Below are 19000 nucleotides of genomic sequence, written 5' to 3'. Positions count from 1 at the left end.
GTGAGTATGGATATCAGCGATTTTTATCAGACGTTTTTTGATGAAGCCGACGAATTGTTGGCGGATATGGAGCAGCACCTGCTGGATCTGGTACCGGAAGCCCCTGACTCAGAGCAACTGAACGCCATCTTTCGTGCCGCTCACTCGATCAAAGGCGGCGCAGGCACCTTTGGCTTCAGCGTTTTGCAGGAAACCACGCACCTGATGGAAAACCTGCTGGACGAAGCGCGGCGCGGTGAGATGCAGCTCAATACCGACATTATTAACCTGTTTTTGGAAACGAAAGACATTATGCAGGAACAGCTCGATGCTTATAAAAGCTCGCAGGAGCCGGATGCTGCCAGCTTTGAATACATCTGTAACGCTCTGCGTCAGCTGGCGCTGGAAGCGAAAGGCGAAGCACTGACTCCCGCTGCGGCTGGGGCAAAACTGACGGTGGTCGAAAGCGATGAAGCGGAAGACGACGCCGTCGCACCTGTTGCCGCAGAAGGGCAACTGCGCATTGTGCTCTCAAGGCTGAAAGCCGGTGAGCCGGACATGCTGCAGGAAGAATTGAGCAACCTGGCGCAAATCAGCCAGGTGGTGAAAACCGCGGATTCACTGAGCGCCAACCTTGACGGTGCCGTCTCGCAGGACGATATCGTGGCGGTGCTGTGCTTTGTCATCGAAGCCGATCAAATCGCGTTTGAAACCGCGTCAACGGCAGTCGCCGAAACAGCGGCATCGCCTGCGGTAGTAGAAACACCAGCGGCACCGGTGCTCAAAGCCGTGCCAAAAGAAACCGTTGCTTCGCCACGCGTTGAACGTGAAAAGCCGGCGAAGGTGAGTGAATCCACCAGTATTCGTGTCGCCGTTGAGAAGGTCGATCAACTGATCAATCTGGTCGGCGAACTGGTGATCACTCAGTCAATGCTGGCGCAGCGTTCTAACGAGCTCGACCCGGTGCAGCACGGCGATTTGATCACCAGCATGGGCCAGCTTCAGCGTAACGCGCGTGACCTGCAAGAGTCGGTGATGTCGATTCGTATGATGCCGATGGAATACGTGTTCAGCCGTTTCCCTCGTCTGGTGCGCGACCTGGCGGGCAAGCTCAACAAACAGGTCGAACTGACGCTAATGGGCAGCTCCACCGAGCTGGATAAGAGCCTGATTGAACGCATCATCGACCCGTTAACGCACCTGGTGCGTAACAGTCTCGACCACGGTATTGAGTCGCCAGAAAACCGTCTGGCCGCCGGGAAGTCTGCGGTTGGCAACCTTATCCTTTCCGCTGAGCATCAGGGCGGCAATATTTGCATTGAAGTCACCGACGATGGCGCAGGCCTCAATCGCGATCGCATTCTGGCGAAGGCGATTTCGCAGGGCATGGCGGTCAATGAAAACATGACCGATGAAGAAGTCGGGATGCTAATTTTCGCGCCTGGCTTCTCCACAGCAGAACAAGTGACTGATGTTTCCGGACGCGGTGTCGGCATGGACGTGGTGAAACGTAACATCCAGGAGATGGGCGGCCACGTCGAAATTAAATCGAAGCAGGGCGCAGGCACCACCATTCGTATTCTGCTGCCGCTGACGCTGGCGATCCTGGATGGTATGTCCGTGAAGGTAAGTGGCGAAGTGTTCATTCTGCCGCTGAATGCGGTGATGGAATCGCTGCAACCGCGCGAAGAAGATTTGCATCCTCTGGCGGGGGGCGAGCGCGTGCTGGAAGTGCGTGGCGAATACCTGCCGCTGGTGGAGCTGTGGAAAGTGTTTGATGTTCAGGGGGCGAAAACGGAAGCCACTCAGGGCATCGTGGTTATCCTGCAAAGCGCAGGTCGACGTTACGCGCTGCTGGTGGATCAACTGATCGGCCAGCATCAGGTCGTCGTCAAAAATCTGGAAAGCAACTACCGCAAAGTGCCGGGCATCTCTGCCGCGACCATCCTCGGGGATGGCAGCGTCGCGCTGATTGTCGATGTCCAGGCGTTGCAGGGTTTGAATCGTGAACAACGTGTGGCGCACACCGCCGCCTGATTGCAAGAAGAAGGGAAAAAAATGACCGGTATGACGAATGTAGCAAAACTGGCGGGCGAACCCTCGGGCCAGGAGTTTCTGGTCTTCACGTTGGGGAATGAAGAGTACGGCATTGATATCCTGAAAGTGCAGGAAATCCGCGGTTATGACCAGGTGACTCGCATCGCCAACACGCCGTCATTCATCAAGGGTGTGACCAACCTGCGCGGCGTGATCGTGCCGATTGTCGACCTGCGCGTGAAGTTCAGCCAGCAAGACGTCGAGTATAATGACAACACCGTGGTTATCGTGCTGAACCTCAGCCAGCGCGTCGTGGGCATTGTGGTTGATGGCGTTTCTGATGTGCTTTCACTGGCCGCCGAACAGATTCGCCCGGCACCTGAATTTGCGGTCACGCTGTCCACCGAATACCTGACCGGCCTGGGTGCGCTCGGCGAACGTATGCTGATTCTGGTGAACATCGAAAAACTGCTCAACAGCGAAGAAATGTCGCTGCTCGACAGCGCGGCTGTAAGCGCGGCGTAACGGATTTCCCCCTGTGAGTGCAGGGGGACTCTCCCCTCAAATTTACCCTTCCTTAATTACTGATTAGCCCCGCTAATATGTCACTTCTGACGTTATGTGATGAATATCACAATGAGAGCAATATATTCTTTGCAGTGTGTCATTTTAGCCTGCCGCTTTGCTTCCAATTTGCTGATAAATCATCACTTTTATGTAAATAGTGAAAAAGGCTTAATTTATCGTCCTGAGTTGGTTGAATGAAATCCCCTGAACTAGATTTCAGATAAGGCACCCGTTTCGGGGCCTGATAACCTTCTGACGCAAAACAATAAAGCGCCAGGACATCTGACTCTGGAGACGACCGATGAACAGACTACGTCTTCTTATCGCGACAGGAAGTTTGCTGGCCCTGGTGTCATCAGGCGCGCAGGCGGTGACCAGCAGCGGGACGATTGCTGCGACCCTCACGCTCACCAACGGGTGCTTGATCAACGGTCAGCCAACCCAAAGTGGGATCAACTTCGGTACTCTGGATTTTGGTACTCACCCCGCGACCTTCTCACAGCTGACCACCCAGCTTACCGGCGCCAGTGGCGGCAACAGTTTTAGCGTGCAATGTACAACCAGCAGCTACACGGTACAGATAACCGGTAACGCCAACAGCACCGCGCCCGGCACGGTGACAGGCACGCCGGGCACGCCTGCTCGCTATCTGATCAACACCACTAACGCAGCGCAAGGGGTGGCGTACAGCCTTTACAGCGACAGCGGCTACAGCAATGTGGTGGCCAACGGTGCGCCACTGCCGATTGCCTCGACCACGGGGGGCGTAGATAACTATACGCTTTATGGCCGAATTCAGGGCGGTGGCAACAGCGTGACCGTGGTGCCGGGCACGTATACCGACACAATCAACGTCAGCGTCACGTACTAACACCCCTTATGACTCCGGGTGTATCAGGCTTCCTGCGGGAAGCCCGGGGCTGGCTACGCCTTTTGCTCCCCGTTGCGTTGCTGTTCAGCCCAACGGTGCAGGCGCTGACGGTCACCACCCAGTCATTCAAGGTGAATGCCACCATAACGCCCGGCTGTTCGGTGGCTACCGGCAGCGGCGGGGCGATGGGGTCGCTGAATTTTGGCAGCTACAGCGGGGTAAAAACAGGGCAGGTGAGCACCCAGTTTGTGCCGAATGCGTCGCTCTTGTTGGCTTGTACGCCCGGCGTGGCGCTGAGCATGAGCATCAACGGCGGGCAGAATTACACCACGGTACGCAATATGCAGCGTTCAGGTGGCACGGACAGAGTGCCGTATCGCCTGTACAGCAGCAGTTCGCTGGCGGCGAACAGTGAAATAGGCGTCAACCAGAGCGTCTCCGTGGCTTACAGCAACAGTAACAATATCGCGCTGACGATTTTTGGCGCAGCGCAATTGACCGGGTTCAGCCCGGCGGGAACCTATAGCGATCAACTCACTGTGACGTTGTCATGGTAAGACAGGGAGAAACAGCATGAATGTACGGTGGCTGCCTCAGACTTTATTCTGCGCAATCTGTTTTGCCCAGCAGGCTCACAGCGCCGCAACGGTGCTTATCTGGCCTATTGACCCCATTTTGACAGCCGACAAAAACGCCACCGAACTGTGGATTGAAAATCAGGGAACCACCGCCACCACCATGCAGGTTCGCATCGTGCGCTGGCAGCAGGAAAGCGGTTTTGAGCGCTATCAGCAACAGCAGGACGTGGTGGCCAGCCCGCCGATCCTGAGGATTGATAAAGGTGGGAAACAGCTTATCCGCTTGATTAAGCAGGCGGCTGTGCCACAGGGCAAAGAGCAGGCTTACCGCATCATTGTTGATGAAATTCCCCAGCCGACCGACACCAGCAAACCGCAAATCGGGCTGAAGTTGCAGATGCGCTACTCCATCCCGCTGTTCGTTTACGGGCAGGGCATGCCGGTGGTGACGGAAGGCGAAAACCATGTGCTGGTGAGTCCGAACAATCTCAGCTGGCGTGTCACTTCTCTCGATGGAAAACCGGCGATTGAAGTGCGTAATCGCGACCTGGTTCATGTCCGCCTGAGTAACGTGTCGGTTCGACAGGGCAGCAGCGAGCGGGAAGTCGCGCCGGGGTTGCTCGGCTATGTGCTGCCGGGGCAAACCCGAATCTGGGCGCTCCCGGCGGGCGTGACGCACCCCACTGAGCTTAGCGCCACCGTCAATGCACAGGACGCGAAATGGCAGTCCGCCGCGGGCAACTAACGAAAATTGCCATGTGCCTGCTGCTTTCCACTTCAGGGCTTTGTCATGCAGAGCCAGGGGACGATCTTCTGCCGCCGCCACCGGATGCGAACGCGATTCAGAAACAGTCGGTGTACCAGCTTGGGTTGGTTATCAACCATTACGATACGCAGAAGGTGGTGCCCGTGACTCAGCGCGAAGGCCGCTGGTATATCGCCAGTGCAGATTTGCAAAGTGCGGGGCTGCCTGCGGCAAAGCTGCCTGTCGGGGAAGTGGATCTTTCCTCGATTGAGGCGATGAAAACCGAGTATGACGGCAACGGGCAGCGCTTATTGCTGACGGTACCATCGGACTGGTTTGCCTCCAAAGAAGCCATGTTCCAGAACGGAACCCAACGTGCCGTTCCGCAGGCAGGCAGCGGTGCGTTGTTCAACTACGATTTCTACACCAGTCAGACGGAGCACGGTGCAGGGCAGGCGGCGCTCTGGCATGAGCTTCGCTTTTTCAGTGGCAAGAATTCGCTCTCCTCTACAGGTTACGTGCGCCAAAGTCTTAGCGGCGGCGATCAGTTAGATGACGGCTATATTCGCTATGACACCACGCTGAGCTACACCGATGACGACTCGGCGACAGAGTGGAATGTCGGCGACACCATCAGTGATGCGCTGAGCTGGAGCAACAGCGTCCGGGTCGGCGGGGTGCGATTCGGGCGTGATTTTTCGGTGAGGCCGGATTTAGTGACCTGGCCGCTGCCGACCTTTTCCGGCGATGCGGCAGTGCCCACGTCGGTGGATTTGTTTATTGATGGCTATCGCGCGGGGTCCACGCAGCTTCAGCCCGGCCCGTTCACGCTGACCAATTTGCCGTACATCAACGGTGCCGGAAACGCGGTGCTGGTGACCACCGATGCGCTCGGGCGGCAGGTCAGTACCACGCTGCCTTTTTATGTCGCCAGTGAAATGCTGAAACCGGGGCTCAGTGACGGTGCAGCAACGTTTGGCGCACTTCGTCGTAATTACGGTATTGAGAATTTTGACTACGGCCCGGCGGTGGGTAGCGGCACTTACCGCTACGGCGTCAATGACTATCTGACGCTGGAAGGGCATGCGGAAGGCGCTGAGTCGCTGGCGCTTGGCGGCGCGGGGGCGCTGGTGAAGCTCGGGCAATTCGGTATCGTCAACGGCAGTTACACCCACAGCCAGATGGACGGCGAGGGCGGGCAGCAGATCAACTGGGGCTATCAATACAGCACCGGCATCTTCAGCTTTGTGACCCAGCATACTCATCGTGACAAAACCTTCGGCAACCTGGCGCTGTACGATCAGCCGAGTCTGTACGACGACCAAAATAACCCTATTGCCAGCCTGAGTCAGAGCAGTGACCAGTATTCGCTGTCGCTGAACATGGGCGACTACGGCAACCTCGGGGCGGCGTGGATTGGGGTTAAAAGCTTCGACAGCCAGAAAACCGAGTTGCTGAACCTGTCGTGGAGCCGCAGTTTATGGGGGGCCAGCAGTGTTTATCTTGCCGCCAGTCGCGATCAGCAACGCGGTGACTGGACGGTGGCGCTGTCGCTGCAAATCCCGATTGGCGATCGCGACAGCGTGGCGGTCACCACCGAAAATACGCCGGATTTGGGCAGCACTCAGCGGATTAACTACAACCACAGCATGCCATCCGACGGCGGTTTCAGCTGGAATATGGCGTGGGCGCGTCAGTCTCAGAGCAGTAACTACCAGCAGGCCACACTCGGTTGGCGCAATAACAATATTGAATTGCAGGGCGGTGGTTATGGTGAACAGGATGCGATGACCTGGTGGGGTGAAGCGATGGGCTCGCTGGTGTTGATGGACGGGCAACTTTTTGCGGCCAACAAAATCAACGATGCCTTTGTGGTGGTCAGCACCGACGGGCAGCCTGAAGTGCCGGTCAGCTATGAACATCAGCCGATTGGCAGCACCAATGACAAAGGCTATTTGCTGATAAGCGGGGTGTCGGCCTGGTATCCGGCCAATTACAGCATCAATGCGCTGGATTTGCCTGCCGACACTCAACTTAAACAGACCGAACAGCGGGTGGCGTTACGGCGTAACAGCGGCTATCTGCTTGAATTTCCGATGGAACAGGAGCGCGTGGCCAGCGTTGTCCTGCATGATGAACAAGACAAACCGTTGCCGGTGGCAAGCGTGGTGTCTCGTCAAGGGCTGCCCGATTCACCTGTCGGCTATGACGGTATTGCGTGGCTTGAAAATCTCTCCAGCGTGAACCCGCTGACGGTTATCACCCCTGACGGAAAACGGTGTCGCACTACGCTAACGATCCGCGCCAATCCAAATCATAAGTTGCAGACTTATGGGCCGTTGCTGTGTCGGGAGGTGAAATAATGATCCGGCGTTTAGGGTTGCTGCTGGCGTTGTGGCTTGTCAGTTTGCCGTTGCAGGCGGTTTGTACCGTGACCATCGCTAACGGCGGGTTTGGCTCGCTCTCCTCTTTTACCGTCAACAGCACTGAGCAACAGACCTCCGTGAATCTGGTGGTCACCTGCGATGCCATCTTGAATCTGCTGACCAGCGACACAATCTCAATGAACGTGCAAAGTGCCAGCGCGACGGTTGGCACGCGTCCGGCAATGAAACGCACTGACAACTTAACGGTAACGGATGCCATTCCTGTTCGTGTGTGTGGCACGTCCTCCTGCTCTAACAGCACCGAAACGCCTATCAGCCAAAGCTATACCTGGAGTGGAAGCACGCTGCTCAGTTTGTTAGGTTCCAAGAGTTATACCCTGCCGGTCTATTTCCGTACGGTGGCCGGGCAGAGCGTTAGCGCCGGGTCGTATCAGGTGTCCGTCACTATGAATGTGAGCTACAGCGTTTGTCCCACAGGACTTGTCGGGATTTGTTTAGGCACCCCGCAAACAGGCACCACGGCCGTCACCACCATATTAACCATGACGGTGACCAACGACTGCATCACTATCAGCGCGCCGGACGTCAATTTCGGCAGCGCACCGCTGGTCAGCAATTTCCCCACCGTTTCGCAGTCCGTCGCCATTACCTGCACCAAAGGCAGCGTGTATACCGTTGGCATCAATAACGGGGTGAATGCGGGCAGCGGCTCGGTGCGCAATATGGTCAGCGGCAGCAATGTGATGAGCTATGACATCTACAAAGGCAGTACGTCCGCACGTTGGGGGCCAACCGGCACCGATCGCTGGGCCAGCAGTGCTGCCAGTTCAGTCAGTGCCGATGGCACGGTCAATACTTACAACTACACAGCCAAAGTGCTGACAGGGCAGAACACGCCGCCCGCCGGGAGCTATACCGATACGCTGATTGTCGATATCGCCTTCTGATGAAAAGGTGACTTAACGTAAAGTTCCCCGCCAACGTGCCGATAACACCGCTATCACGTTAATGAAAAGGTGTTGTATGTTGAACCGTCTGCGCGTTGTCACCCTGTTGATGTTAGTGCTGGTCGTTTTCGCACTGCTTCAGCTGCTGTCCGGTGGCTTTCTTTTCTCGTCGTTAAAACAAAACCAGCAAAGTTTCGCCCTCTCTAATGAGCTGCGCACCCAGCAGACCGAGCTGAGCAAAACCTGGGAGCTGATGCTGCAAACGCGCATCAACCTCAGCCGTTCATCTGCCCGCATGATGATGGATGCCAGCAACCAACAAAGCAGCGCCAAAGTGGATCTGCTGAACAATGCCAAACTCTCTCTGGCAGAAGCCGCGAAGCACTACGCCGCGTTTTCTCAAATGCAAACGCCACCGGAATTAAGCGCGGTGAGCGAGAGCGTTGATGCCAGCTACCAGAAATACTTCGCCGGGTTAACGGAGCTGATTGGCTTCCTGCAAAGCGGCAACATGGACGCCTATTTCGCCCAGGCGACGCAGGGCATGCAAAACGGGCTGGGTGAGGCGCTGACTCGCTATGCAGAAGAGAGCGAGAAGCTCTATCAGCACGCCTTCGTGACCAGTACTCACGATTATCGTTTTGCGCAGTGGCAGCTTGGGGTGATTGCCGTGGTGCTGGTGCTGATCCTCGCCGCTGCGTGGTACGGCATTCGCCAAATCCTGCTTAATCCTCTGGCTAAAGTGATGGCGCATCTGCGTCAAATTGCCGACGGGGATTTGACCCAGACGATGAACGTGTCCGGGCGCAACGAAATTGCGGAACTGGCTGGCACCGTAGGCCACATGCAGCAGTCGCTGATCGATACTGTCACGCGTGTCCGTCTTGGCTCGGATGCTATTTACTCTGGCACCAGTGAAATCGCCATTGGGAATAACGATCTCTCATCTCGCACTGAGGAGCAGGCTTCTGCGCTGGAACAAACTGCTGCCAGCATGGAACAGCTCACCGCCACGGTGAAACAGAACGCCGAAAACGCTCGTCAGGCTTCACAGCTGGCGTTAAGCGCTTCAGAAACCGCACAGCGCGGCGGCAAAGTGGTGGACGGCGTGGTGAAAACCATGCACGACATTGCCGCCAGTTCGCAGAAGATCTCTGACATTACCGGCGTTATCGACGGCATTGCCTTCCAGACCAATATTCTGGCGCTGAACGCGGCAGTCGAAGCTGCTCGTGCAGGGGAACAAGGCCGTGGTTTTGCGGTAGTCGCCGGGGAAGTGCGTAATCTTGCCAGCCGCAGCGCGCAGGCCGCAAAAGAGATCAAAGGTCTGATTGAAGACTCGGTGGCGAAAGTCGACACCGGCTCGGTGCTGGTGGAAAGCGCAGGCGAAACCATGAGCGATATCGTCAACGCGGTGACCCGCGTGACCGACATCATGGGCGAGATTTCTTCCGCTTCTGATGAGCAAAGTCGCGGGATCGATCAGGTTGCGCTGGCCGTTTCCGAAATGGATCGCGTCACCCAGCAAAACGCCGCTTTGGTACAGCAGTCCGCCGCCGCTGCCGCGGCACTGGAAGAACAATCCAGCAGCCTGACCCGTGCCGTCTCGACGTTCCGTATTGCGACCGTAAACAACTCTGTTGTGACCAAAAAAACCAGCGTTCATGAAGCCAGCGCCGCGCCGTTGCGCCCGCGTGCTGCCGCTGTCGGAACGGATGATAACTGGGAAACCTTTTAACTTTACGCGGCACGTTGCCGCATGACGGGAGTGGTGATGTTCAATCGTATTCGTATCTCGACCACCTTATGTCTGATTCTGGTGGTGTGTGGCCTGTTACAAATTGGCAGTAACGGTTTGTCCTTTATGGCCTTTCGCGATGGACAGCAAACTCTGGGTCAGGTAGAGCAAGGAAATCTGCTGCTGAACAGCCTCGGCGACGCTCGCGTGGTGTTGCTGCAGGCCAGCAGTTCACTGAATAAAGCCGGGACGCTGACGGCGCTGAGCTATCCGCCGGAAGAGATTAAAGCGCTGTTAACCACGGCGCACCAAAGCCTGAAGCAGGCGGACAAAGAGTTCGCCGAGTTTGTCGCCTTCCCGGTGGTGGACAGCACCGCGCAGGCACTGAAAGAGCAAACACAGAAACGCTATGCCGACTGGCACGGGGCGCTGAAACACCAGATGACCTGGCTTGAAAGCAATCAGCTTTCTGACTTTATGACCGCGCCGGTGCAGCAGGCACAGGACAATTTTGACGGCAGTTGGCGCAGTTGGATCCAGTACATCGGATCTCATGTGGAAGCCGCTCGTCAGGCAGGAGACAGCAATTATCATCGCTCGGCAGCCATCTTCATTGTGATGGTGGTTCTGGCGGTGGTGCTGGTGGGCGGCGCATTGCTGTGGACTCGCCGGATGATTGTCCAGCCGCTGGGCATCATCAGCAGCCATTTCGAAAGCATTGCGAAAGGCAATCTCGCTCGCCCGATATCGGTGTTTGGGCGCAACGAAATTTCGGCCATTTTCGCCGGGCTGAAGAATATGCAAAGCGCACTGCGCGACACGGTGACTCAGGTTCGTCAGGGAAGCTACGCCATGCATACCGGTATCTCTGAAATCGCGGCGGGGAATAACGATCTCTCTTCGCGCACCGAACAGCAGGCGGCTTCGCTGGCGGAAACGGCAGCAAGTATGGAACAGCTGACCGCCACCGTTGGGCAGAACGCCGATAACGCACGTCAGGCTTCCGGGCTTGCCAGCAGCGCGGCGGAAACCGCTAAACGCGGCGGGCAGCAGGCTTCGCACGTCGCTGACACCATGCACGACATCGCCAGCAGCTCGCAGAAAATCGGCGACATCATTAGCGTTATCGACGGCATTGCGTTCCAGACCAACATTCTGGCGCTGAATGCCGCGGTGGAAGCCGCGCGTGCCGGTGAGCAGGGGCGTGGTTTTGCGGTGGTGGCGGGTGAAGTGCGTAACCTCGCCAGCCGAAGCGCTCAGGCGGCGAAAGAGATAAAAGGCCTGATTGAAGAGTCCGTTTCCCGCGTACAGGAAGGCTCCGCGCTGGTGGATACCGCTGCGCAGACCATGAACGAAATCGTCCGCTCCGTTTCGCAGGTTAACGACATCATGGGCGAAATCGCCTCGGCGTCCGATGAACAACGTCGCGGTATCGAACAGGTCGCGCTGGCGGTCAGCCAGATGGACCAGGTCACGCAGCAGAACGCCTCGCTGGTGGAAGAAGCGGCGGCGGCCACAGAACAACTGGCAGGGCAGGCCGATAACCTGACCACGCTGGTGGCGCAGTTTGCGCTGGAAGAGAAAAGAGTACCGAAGCAAGAAGGGGTGCCGCCGGTGGCGGTAGCCGTGGTTTCCTGATTGACGTAAGAAGGCGCTATGACTGCAACGCTGCCCACTGGGCAATCGTCATTATTAACGCAGATGACACAGCGCCTGGCGCTGTCCGATGCGCAGTTTCGTCGGATATGCCAGCTTATCTACCAGCGCGCGGGGATTGTGCTGGCCGATCATAAGCGCGACATGGTTTACAACCGACTGGTGCGCCGTCTGCGCCAGCTCGGTCTGGATGATTTTGGTCGTTACCTGGCGATGCTGGAGGCGAATCAGGATAACGCCGAGTGGCAGGCGTTTATTAACTCGCTGACCACTAACCTGACGGCGTTTTTCCGCGAGGCGCATCACTTCCCGACGCTGGCAGAACACGCCCGTCATCGGCAGGGTGAATATCGCGTGTGGAGTGCGGCGGCATCGACGGGAGAAGAACCCTATTCGATAGCCATCACGCTTGCCGACACGTTAGGTACCGCGCCGGGGCGCTGGAAGGTGTTTGCCAGCGATATCGACACGGAAGTGCTGAACAAAGCGCAAAGCGGCATCTATCGACAGGATGAACTGAAAACCCTGTCGCAGCAGCAGCTTTCGCACTATTTCATGCGCGGAACCGGGCCACACAATGGGCTGGTGCGCGTGCGGCAGGAACTGGCGAATTATGTGGATTTTGCGCCAGTCAATCTGCTCGACAGGCAGTACAACGTGCCGGGGCCGTTTGACGCGATTTTTTGTCGCAACGTGATGATCTATTTCGACAAAACGACCCAGCAGGACATTCTGCGCCGTTTCGTTCCCCTGCTTAAGCCCGACGGATTGTTGTTTGCCGGGCACTCAGAGAACTTCAGCAATCTCGTGCGCGAGTTCAGTCTGCGGGGGCAGACGGTGTACGCGCTGAGTAAGGATAAAGCATGAGTAAAATCAGGGTGTTGTCTGTGGATGATTCGGCGTTGATGCGCCAGATCATGACAGAAATCGTCAACAGCCACAGTGATATGGAAATGGTCGCCACCGCGCCTGATCCGCTGGTCGCCCGGGATCTGATTAAAAAGTACAACCCGGATGTGCTGACGCTGGACGTTGAGATGCCGCGCATGGATGGCCTCGATTTTCTGGAAAAGCTGATGCGGCTGCGCCCGATGCCGGTGGTAATGGTGTCTTCACTGACCGGCAAAGGATCTGAAGTGACCCTCCGGGCGCTGGAATTAGGCGCGGTGGATTTTGTCACCAAACCGCAGATTGGCATCCGTGAAGGGATGCTGGCCTACAGCGAAATGATTGCCGACAAAGTGCGTGCGGCTGCCAGAGCACAAGTCAGTGCGCACAAGCCGCTGGTTGCGCCAAAGGCGTTGAAAGCAGGCCCGATGCTCAGCTCGGAAAAACTGTTAGTGATTGGCGCGTCAACGGGCGGTACCGAGGCCATTCGCCACGTATTGCAGCCGCTGCCGCTGACCAGCCCGGCCATTTTGATTACCCAGCATATGCCACCGGGCTTTACCCGTTCGTTTGCCGAACGGCTGAACAAGCTGTGTCAGATAGCGGTGAAAGAGGCCGAGGACGGAGAACGTGTGTTGCCGGGCCATGCGTACATTGCGCCGGGTGATAAGCATATGGAGCTGGCGCGAAGCGGGGCTAACTATCAAATCAAAATTCATGACGGGCCGCCGGTGAATCGCCATCGCCCGTCGGTGGACGTGCTGTTTCACTCGGTTGCCAAAAACGCGGGGCGAAATGCGGTGGGGGTGATCCTCACCGGCATGGGCAACGACGGCGCGGCCGGGATGCTGGCAATGCACCAGGCAGGCGCCTGGACGATTGCCCAGAATGAAGCAAGTTGTGTGGTGTTCGGCATGCCGCGTGAAGCCATCAATATAGGTGGCGTCAGCGAAGTGGTCGATCTCAGCCAGGTAAGTCAGCAGATGCTGGCAAAAATCAGTGCCGGACAGGCAATACGTATTTAAGAGGAGTAGTGAAATGGCGGATAAAGAGCTTAAGTTTCTGGTTGTGGATGACTTTTCCACCATGCGTCGCATCGTGCGTAACCTGCTAAAAGAGCTGGGATTCAATAACGTAGAAGAAGCGGAAGATGGCGTGGATGCGCTGAACAAATTACAGGCAGGCGGGTTTGGCTTTGTGATTTCTGACTGGAACATGCCGAACATGGACGGCCTGGATCTGCTGAAAACCATTCGTGCCGATGGCGCAATGGGCGCGCTACCGGTGCTGATGGTGACCGCAGAAGCGAAGAAAGAGAACATTATTGCCGCCGCGCAGGCCGGTGCCAGTGGCTATGTCGTGAAACCATTTACCGCCGCCATTCTCGAAGAGAAGCTGAACAAAATCTTCGAGAAATTGGGCATGTAAGGGAGAGACGATGATGCAATCCCCCATGAAACCTGCTGATGAACATTCAGCCGCGGATATCATTGCCCGCATCGGCAGCCTGACCCGTATGCTGCGCGACAGCCTGCGTGAGCTCGGCCTCGATCAAGCCATTGCCGAAGCGGCGGAAGCGATTCCGGATGCCCGTGACCGTCTCGATTACGTGGTGCAGATGACCGCGCAAGCGGCTGAGCGCGCGCTGAACTGCGTCGAGCTGTCGCAGCCGCATCAGAACCAGATGGAAAAAGAAGCCAAAGCGCTGTCTGGCCGCTGGGATGCGTGGTTTGAAGATCCGATTGAGCTCTCCGATGCCCGTGAACTGGTGACTGACACCCGCAGCTATTTAGCGGATGTGCCAAAACACACCAGTTTCACCAATGCGCAGTTGCTGGAAATCATGATGGCGCAGGACTTCCAGGATCTGACCGGGCAGGTTATCAAGCGGATGATGGATGTTATCCAGGAGATTGAACGCCAGTTGCTGATGGTGCTGCTGGAAAATATGCCGGACCAGAGCGCACGGCCAAAACGTGAAAATGAAAGCCTGCTCAATGGCCCGCAAATGGACACCAGCAAAGCGGGCGTGGTCGCAAGCCAGGACCAGGTCGACGATTTGCTGGACAGTTTGGGGTTCTAATTTGCTATGGCCCATGATGGGCCATTCTTTTATGAGCGCTAGCGCAGGTCCATTTTAATGGTCACATTCCCTTCAAATTTGCCCGGTTCGGGTCTGCTTTCTTTTGTCGATACGGGGGCTGCGGTCATGTGGATTGAGCCGTTTCCTTGCTCATCAAGGCTGATGGGAAATTCGCTGTTGCCGTCAAGACGCACGTTGCTGCTATTAGCGTCATAGACTCTCACTCCGATATCGTCCCGGCCGGTCATTTTGCCAATGAGTCCACTTTCCGTATCCTCCACACCCTCATCAGCAGAAAGCGTGAGCTTGATTTTTTCCGTATTGCTGACCGCTGCATTATCGCAGTGAAAAGAGATATCAACGTTTCTCAGCGTGTAACCTTTCGGGGGTTGTCCTCTGGCTATAAAATCCGAACTCGCCACAGCGCCAAAACCGACTTCAATAACGCTCCCCGCGTTGATGGTGCAACTCAGTGGGGCACTGAGGATCCCTGAAAACCAAATATTAGAAACGGGGCGTGAATCAGACAGCATGCACATACCGCTGCCATAATAAAGGCAAGCTGAAGTTTGCTGAACGAGGGTTGAGGGAATAATTTCCTCTCCGAGGATGGGGGATTTAACATACAGACGAGCGAAAATGATGTTCCACTTGAACTGCCGCTGCGGTACACCTGCGACCGGACGTGTATCATCGCTACAGACGGTTTCGGTGCTTTCGATGGAGGTGAGTTTTTCGGCTTGTCCGCCAGGGGAGAGCGTTGGATAGGTGCTAATGGTGTTCGCATAGAGCCCATTCCCATCGGGTGAGTCGATGGCATCATTATAGCCATCAACATGGATATCCAGTTTCTCGGTAAGATAGCCCGTTCCGCTTGTCGACCCAGCCATCAAAGGGCTGCTAGCAAAGCTGTATCCCTTTACCTGAGCGGAGGATGAAATAGTTTTTGGGCAATTGCATTGGGCATAGATGGTGGGGCCACTGCCCACCAGGTGAGCATCCGCAGTAATGATGCTCCCTTGGCTATTTTCATCAGGGGAAAGTGGCCGACTGTATTGCGTTTCATAGCTGCCGGGAGAAGGAAAACAGCCTTTCAGAACAGTGGCGTAAGCTGAGTGAGAGTGGATTAAAAGTAGCAGGAAGATGTACCCGCCACAGCGCAATGAAGAGTAACGCATCAGTGTCCTTCCTGACGGCAGAGAGCCGTAACGTGTTTGATCCCGGTTGGATTCGTATCGGGAATAGAGGAGGCTGCGGGGAGACTCGCAGCACAGTGCTGGTTGGGGTCGTTGCCCCATTTCACCAGCAACTCAATAGCATTCTGAAGTCCCGAGAGATAGAGCACCCCGCGGTCTGCCACAATACCGTTAATTTTCCCGTCGTCGGCGCTAGCTATCGCCCCAAACGGCACAACGTCGCCGTTCGGCAACGACAGCTGAACCAGTGCGCGGTAGCCCACTTTGGCGCTGAAATGGGCTTCTACTGCCGCATTACGGGTAGGCACTACGGTTACTGCAGTGCCTTCACTGTCAATGTTGTCCGGCAGTTGGGTTGTGTCCATGCCAATGCGGTTTTCCTGATAGGGGGTCAGCGACGGGATGATGGCATTACCAAACCAGTCGGTACGGATCCCTTGTTGGTTCTGGAACGCGATACCCGACGCGCCGTCGGCATTAATAATGGCGAACTGATCACCGAGTGGCTGCGAGAGGGTCAGACCATGTGGATGGAGGACCAATCCCCCGCTGGCCCCGTAACTGGTTTGCCGTTGGCCTGCGGAATCAGAAGAATAACCCACGTTTAGATTTGCGTACTGTGTACGCCAACTGCTGTAAATGCTGCTACTGTCGGCTGGTTGTTGATTGCTGTGGCTCTGCTGCAGCGAATAGCTCAGGCTGTTGTCGTCCAGTAAGGTTCCGCCGACCCCGACATTTTGGACGGTAGCGCCCTGATTATTGTCGCTGATGTTATAACTGGCCCAGCTATTTGGCAGCCAACGGCTCAACGGAATACTGAACCCGAAGGAGATGATGCGGTCATTATCTTCTCTGTCGCTGTCCCTGTTTTCGGACAAGGCAAGGTGAAAGTTGATGCCTTTGATCTGATAATCCAGCCCTGCGGAGAAACTCCTTTCGGTGCGCTCGTCACCCCAATAATTTTGCTGATAGCCGTTGAGATAGAGGCTGCCATCGCCCACAGGCTGGCTGATGCTGATTTGTATCCGGTTACGCTTGTGGTAGCCACGATAGTCCTCATCATCGTGGTCGACATGATGGTTGGCATCGGCAAACGAGTAGTAGCCTTGGGTGGAGTAACGGTAGCTTGCCAGCGTAAAGTGTGTCTGCGTATAGGGCAGTTCTGAGGAGTACAACGCCCGCCAGGACTGACCGTTACTGACAGAACCATCATCAAGCTGGGTACGCGCCGCCGTTACATCGAGTGAAACTGCGCCAAACTTGCCGAGGCTCAAACCGATGCCGGTTGCCAACGCATTATAGTCTGCGGATCCGGTGATGCCGCCATATAGCGTCAGCCGGTTGTTCAGGCCATAAATGGCGCTTGCCTGAATAAATTCAGGCTCATCATCGTTGCTGCCCTGATCGGCACGAAAGCGTCCTACAGTGGCTTCAAAACGCAGATGAGATGGGCGTTGCATCAACGCCACGCTGGAGAATGCCTGGGTGAAACTGTGCTCACTGCCATCGGCCTCTTTTACCGTGACATCCAGATTGCCGCTGTTGGTTGAGGCATAGAGGTCGTGAATTTCAAAGGGGCCGGGGGACAGATTCTGCTGATAGATGAGGAAGCCGTTTTGTTTGACAGTCACCGTGGCGTTGGAGTTGGCGGTCCCGCGAATCGTTGGCGCAAATCCACGTTCGCTCACGGGTAGCATGTCGTCATCAGAGGCAATATTCACACCGCTGAACTGAATACTGTCGAATACCTCTCCGTGAGTGCTACTTTGCCCGGCAATAAACTGGGCTTTGAGTACACGGATGTCGTGTTGAACCCAGCTCCCGACATTTTGCCAGGCGTTGCTATCCTCATTTTTGGACCATATGCCGTAGTTACGAAACCGCCAGCCGCCGAGATTAGCGCCGCTTCTGAGGTTCAAATATTGGCTGTGATCGCGCCCGGATGCGCTGCCCTGATTATCATTGTCGCTGAATGAATAGTCGGCAAACATCATCGGGACCCCGGTTTCCCAACGTGATTGAGGAACTGAGCCCACGCTGAGGGCATCAAGTGAGGCCTGAGGAATACTGACCTCAAGCGTCTGGCGGTTAAAATCAAAGCGGGTGCTGGCAGCCGGAATGTAGTCGCCAAGCTGTTTTTCGAGCGGGTCGCCCGGCGGACGTGACGCAATGGCAGGAAAATCATCCACTTTCACCCCCCATTCTCTTAGCATCATCGGAGTCAGACGTGGCACCAGGTGCCCATCGTTGGCACTGGTGTAACTGAGCATCCGTTCCTGCACTTTCAGGTGATTAACGATGACCTGAGTTTTGTATTCGCCGGGAAGCTGTGCATTTGGGTTGGAAAATAACGACAAATCAGTGGTTTGCTGAGAACCGCTCCCTCGCTCAAGAGAATCGGGCGAAAAGTAAAATTCTCTCGCCTGGGCACTATCAACCAACAGCAACAAGCCGCTCAATCCGGCCAGGAGTGAGTGGGGGAGTTTTAGCCCGCAGGAAGAGCGACAGAGTATCCTCACCATCATGGCGTTCCGCTGCCTTGCTCAACGAGAGCGGTGTATTTCGGTGAGGCATTACCGTAATCGGTGATGCAGCGCCAGTTTACCTGTTGACTGCTGTCTGAAGCAGCAAGTGTGGCGGTACTTTTTGGTGCGACGATGTCCGCTTTGCGTTGCTGGCTATGGCCCAGATACAGGGAGTCGAAAACGAGATGGTAACCGCTATCATTCTTTATCTGCAGTTGGCTGCCAGAACGCGAAAAATGAAGGTTCTGACAGGCTTCATCCGGGGTTCCCTTAAGCCCTTCCGGGCGATAAAAAAGTTTCAGCTGTGTTTTGTAGATGATTCGTAATACGTTCTGGTTTTCATTCTTTTTATCACTGCCAGGTATGGTACGTACGATTAAGTAGAACAGGGATTCTTTGTCTGATGGTGCGCTAGCCCCAGACCAGATGATCCTCAGACTTTGTTCTTTTTGCGGGTCGAGACGAAAAAGAGGTGGCGTGACAATAAACGGTGCTGCTGTTTTCTTATCTTCCTGAGTCACCCAGGATTGAATGAGCCACGGCAGTTCTTTATCCTGATTGATTAACGGCAGCGCGGTCTCTTTCTTACTGGCATCATAAATAACCCGCGTTCTGCCAATTTGAATTCCTTCGGCATGGGAGGAATTAAATAGCATTGTCGCTAAGAATGATATTAATAACCATAGTCCAGATGCGTATATTTTCATAATAAATTATGGTCATGGTAAAACATAGCCAGCCCAGGAGGTGACTATGTTCTACAGAGTGAATTAAACGTTCGCTGACATTAAATTTAACGATAG

16 protein-coding genes are annotated in these 19000 nt (G+C 55.6%); 13 read left to right on the top strand and 3 right to left on the bottom strand.

The features are described 5' to 3' along the window. Nucleotides 1-6: 6 nt before the first annotated feature. From cheA to cheZ, 13 genes are all read left to right on the top strand, one after another. Nucleotides 7-2016: a chemotaxis protein CheA gene (cheA, locus tag ACLW56_RS14000; protein ID WP_330984458.1), complete on the top strand. Its 2010-nt coding sequence runs from the start codon at nucleotides 7-9 to the stop codon at nucleotides 2014-2016. A 21-nt stretch (nucleotides 2017-2037) separates the two neighbouring features. After that, nucleotides 2038-2541 carry a chemotaxis protein CheW gene (gene cheW / locus ACLW56_RS13995; protein ID WP_330984381.1) on the top strand — a complete coding sequence of 168 codons (504 nt, stop codon included), beginning with the start codon at nucleotides 2038-2040 and terminating at the stop codon, nucleotides 2539-2541. Between the two features lie 343 nt (nucleotides 2542-2884). Beyond that, nucleotides 2885-3454, top strand: a complete 570-nt coding sequence (locus tag ACLW56_RS13990; protein WP_330984380.1) for a spore coat U domain-containing protein — start codon at nucleotides 2885-2887, stop codon at nucleotides 3452-3454. An 8-nt stretch (nucleotides 3455-3462) separates the two neighbouring features. Then, nucleotides 3463-4011, top strand: coding sequence for a spore coat U domain-containing protein (locus ACLW56_RS13985; RefSeq protein ID WP_330984379.1), 549 nt, complete (start codon nucleotides 3463-3465; stop codon nucleotides 4009-4011). Nucleotides 4012-4027: 16 nt separating this feature from the next. After that, nucleotides 4028-4777 (top strand): molecular chaperone, encoded by a 750-nt coding sequence (locus ACLW56_RS13980; RefSeq protein WP_330984378.1) that lies wholly within the window; start codon nucleotides 4028-4030, stop codon nucleotides 4775-4777. Next, a complete protein-coding gene (locus ACLW56_RS13975; RefSeq protein WP_330984377.1) occupies nucleotides 4753-7140 on the top strand; it encodes a fimbria/pilus outer membrane usher protein in 2388 nt (795 codons plus the stop codon). The genes ACLW56_RS13980 and ACLW56_RS13975 overlap by 25 nt, the downstream gene beginning before the upstream one ends. Nucleotides 7141-7142: 2 nt before the next feature. Continuing rightward, the gene (locus ACLW56_RS13970; protein WP_415377853.1) at nucleotides 7143-8111 is read left to right on the top strand and encodes a spore coat U domain-containing protein; all 969 of its coding nucleotides are present in this window, start codon (nucleotides 7143-7145) and stop codon (nucleotides 8109-8111) included. A gap of 76 nt (nucleotides 8112-8187) precedes the next feature. Continuing rightward, nucleotides 8188-9849 carry a methyl-accepting chemotaxis protein II gene (tar, locus tag ACLW56_RS13965; RefSeq protein WP_330984375.1) on the top strand — a complete coding sequence of 554 codons (1662 nt, stop codon included), beginning with the start codon at nucleotides 8188-8190 and terminating at the stop codon, nucleotides 9847-9849. A 36-nt stretch (nucleotides 9850-9885) separates the two neighbouring features. Next, nucleotides 9886-11487: a methyl-accepting chemotaxis protein gene (locus ACLW56_RS13960; protein WP_330984374.1), complete on the top strand. Its 1602-nt coding sequence runs from the start codon at nucleotides 9886-9888 to the stop codon at nucleotides 11485-11487. An 18-nt stretch (nucleotides 11488-11505) separates the two neighbouring features. Continuing rightward, nucleotides 11506-12372 (top strand): protein-glutamate O-methyltransferase CheR, encoded by an 867-nt coding sequence (cheR, locus tag ACLW56_RS13955; RefSeq protein ID WP_330984373.1) that lies wholly within the window; start codon nucleotides 11506-11508, stop codon nucleotides 12370-12372. Beyond that, nucleotides 12369-13418, top strand: coding sequence for a chemotaxis response regulator protein-glutamate methylesterase (locus tag ACLW56_RS13950; RefSeq protein WP_330984372.1), 1050 nt, complete (start codon nucleotides 12369-12371; stop codon nucleotides 13416-13418). Before cheR ends, ACLW56_RS13950 begins: the two co-directional genes overlap by 4 nt. Nucleotides 13419-13431: 13 nt before the next feature. Then, complete coding sequence (gene cheY, locus ACLW56_RS13945; protein WP_330984371.1) at nucleotides 13432-13821, top strand: chemotaxis response regulator CheY; 390 nt, start codon at nucleotides 13432-13434, stop codon at nucleotides 13819-13821. Between the two features lie 10 nt (nucleotides 13822-13831). Then, nucleotides 13832-14476 (top strand): protein phosphatase CheZ, encoded by a 645-nt coding sequence (gene cheZ, locus ACLW56_RS13940; RefSeq protein ID WP_330984370.1) that lies wholly within the window; start codon nucleotides 13832-13834, stop codon nucleotides 14474-14476. A gap of 38 nt (nucleotides 14477-14514) precedes the next feature. Here cheZ and ACLW56_RS13935 read toward each other — a convergent pair whose 3' ends face one another. Genes ACLW56_RS13935 through ACLW56_RS13925 form a run of 3 tightly spaced genes read right to left on the bottom strand, consistent with a single transcriptional unit; the run spans nucleotide 14515 to nucleotide 18904 of the window. Further along, nucleotides 14515-15654 carry a fimbrial protein gene (locus ACLW56_RS13935; RefSeq protein WP_330984369.1) on the bottom strand — a complete coding sequence of 380 codons (1140 nt, stop codon included), beginning with the start codon at nucleotides 15652-15654 and terminating at the stop codon, nucleotides 14515-14517. Beyond that, on the bottom strand, nucleotides 15654-18194 hold the full coding sequence (locus ACLW56_RS13930; protein WP_330984368.1) for a fimbria/pilus outer membrane usher protein: 2541 nt from the start codon (nucleotides 18192-18194) through the stop codon (nucleotides 15654-15656). Before ACLW56_RS13930 ends, ACLW56_RS13935 begins: the two co-directional genes overlap by 1 nt. Then, on the bottom strand, nucleotides 18194-18904 hold the full coding sequence (locus tag ACLW56_RS13925) for a molecular chaperone (protein WP_330984367.1): 711 nt from the start codon (nucleotides 18902-18904) through the stop codon (nucleotides 18194-18196). Before ACLW56_RS13925 ends, ACLW56_RS13930 begins: the two co-directional genes overlap by 1 nt. Nucleotides 18905-19000 lie beyond the last annotated feature (96 nt).

It is taken from the genome of Pantoea sp. sgz302252, assembly GCF_047713085.1.
In the GTDB taxonomy this organism is placed as follows: domain Bacteria; phylum Pseudomonadota; class Gammaproteobacteria; order Enterobacterales; family Enterobacteriaceae; genus Scandinavium.
Note: the sequence above shows the minus strand (reverse complement) of the source record. Positions and strands in the feature narration are given on the sequence as shown.

Coding starts and splice junctions, on each gene's coding strand:
- cheA (WP_330984458.1), top strand. CDS start 7: ATGGATATCAGCGATTTTTATCAGACGTTTTTTGATGAAGCCGACGAA.
- cheW (WP_330984381.1), top strand. CDS start 2,038: ATGACCGGTATGACGAATGTAGCAAAACTGGCGGGCGAACCCTCGGGC.
- ACLW56_RS13990 (WP_330984380.1), top strand. CDS start 2,885: ATGAACAGACTACGTCTTCTTATCGCGACAGGAAGTTTGCTGGCCCTG.
- ACLW56_RS13985 (WP_330984379.1), top strand. CDS start 3,463: ATGACTCCGGGTGTATCAGGCTTCCTGCGGGAAGCCCGGGGCTGGCTA.
- ACLW56_RS13980 (WP_330984378.1), top strand. CDS start 4,028: ATGAATGTACGGTGGCTGCCTCAGACTTTATTCTGCGCAATCTGTTTT.
- ACLW56_RS13975 (WP_330984377.1), top strand. CDS start 4,753: ATGGCAGTCCGCCGCGGGCAACTAACGAAAATTGCCATGTGCCTGCTG.
- tar (WP_330984375.1), top strand. CDS start 8,188: ATGTTGAACCGTCTGCGCGTTGTCACCCTGTTGATGTTAGTGCTGGTC.
- ACLW56_RS13960 (WP_330984374.1), top strand. CDS start 9,886: ATGTTCAATCGTATTCGTATCTCGACCACCTTATGTCTGATTCTGGTG.
- cheR (WP_330984373.1), top strand. CDS start 11,506: ATGACTGCAACGCTGCCCACTGGGCAATCGTCATTATTAACGCAGATG.
- ACLW56_RS13950 (WP_330984372.1), top strand. CDS start 12,369: ATGAGTAAAATCAGGGTGTTGTCTGTGGATGATTCGGCGTTGATGCGC.
- cheY (WP_330984371.1), top strand. CDS start 13,432: ATGGCGGATAAAGAGCTTAAGTTTCTGGTTGTGGATGACTTTTCCACC.
- cheZ (WP_330984370.1), top strand. CDS start 13,832: ATGATGCAATCCCCCATGAAACCTGCTGATGAACATTCAGCCGCGGAT.
- ACLW56_RS13935 (WP_330984369.1), bottom strand. CDS start 15,654: ATGCGTTACTCTTCATTGCGCTGTGGCGGGTACATCTTCCTGCTACTT.
- ACLW56_RS13930 (WP_330984368.1), bottom strand. CDS start 18,194: ATGGTGAGGATACTCTGTCGCTCTTCCTGCGGGCTAAAACTCCCCCAC.
- ACLW56_RS13925 (WP_330984367.1), bottom strand. CDS start 18,904: ATGAAAATATACGCATCTGGACTATGGTTATTAATATCATTCTTAGCG.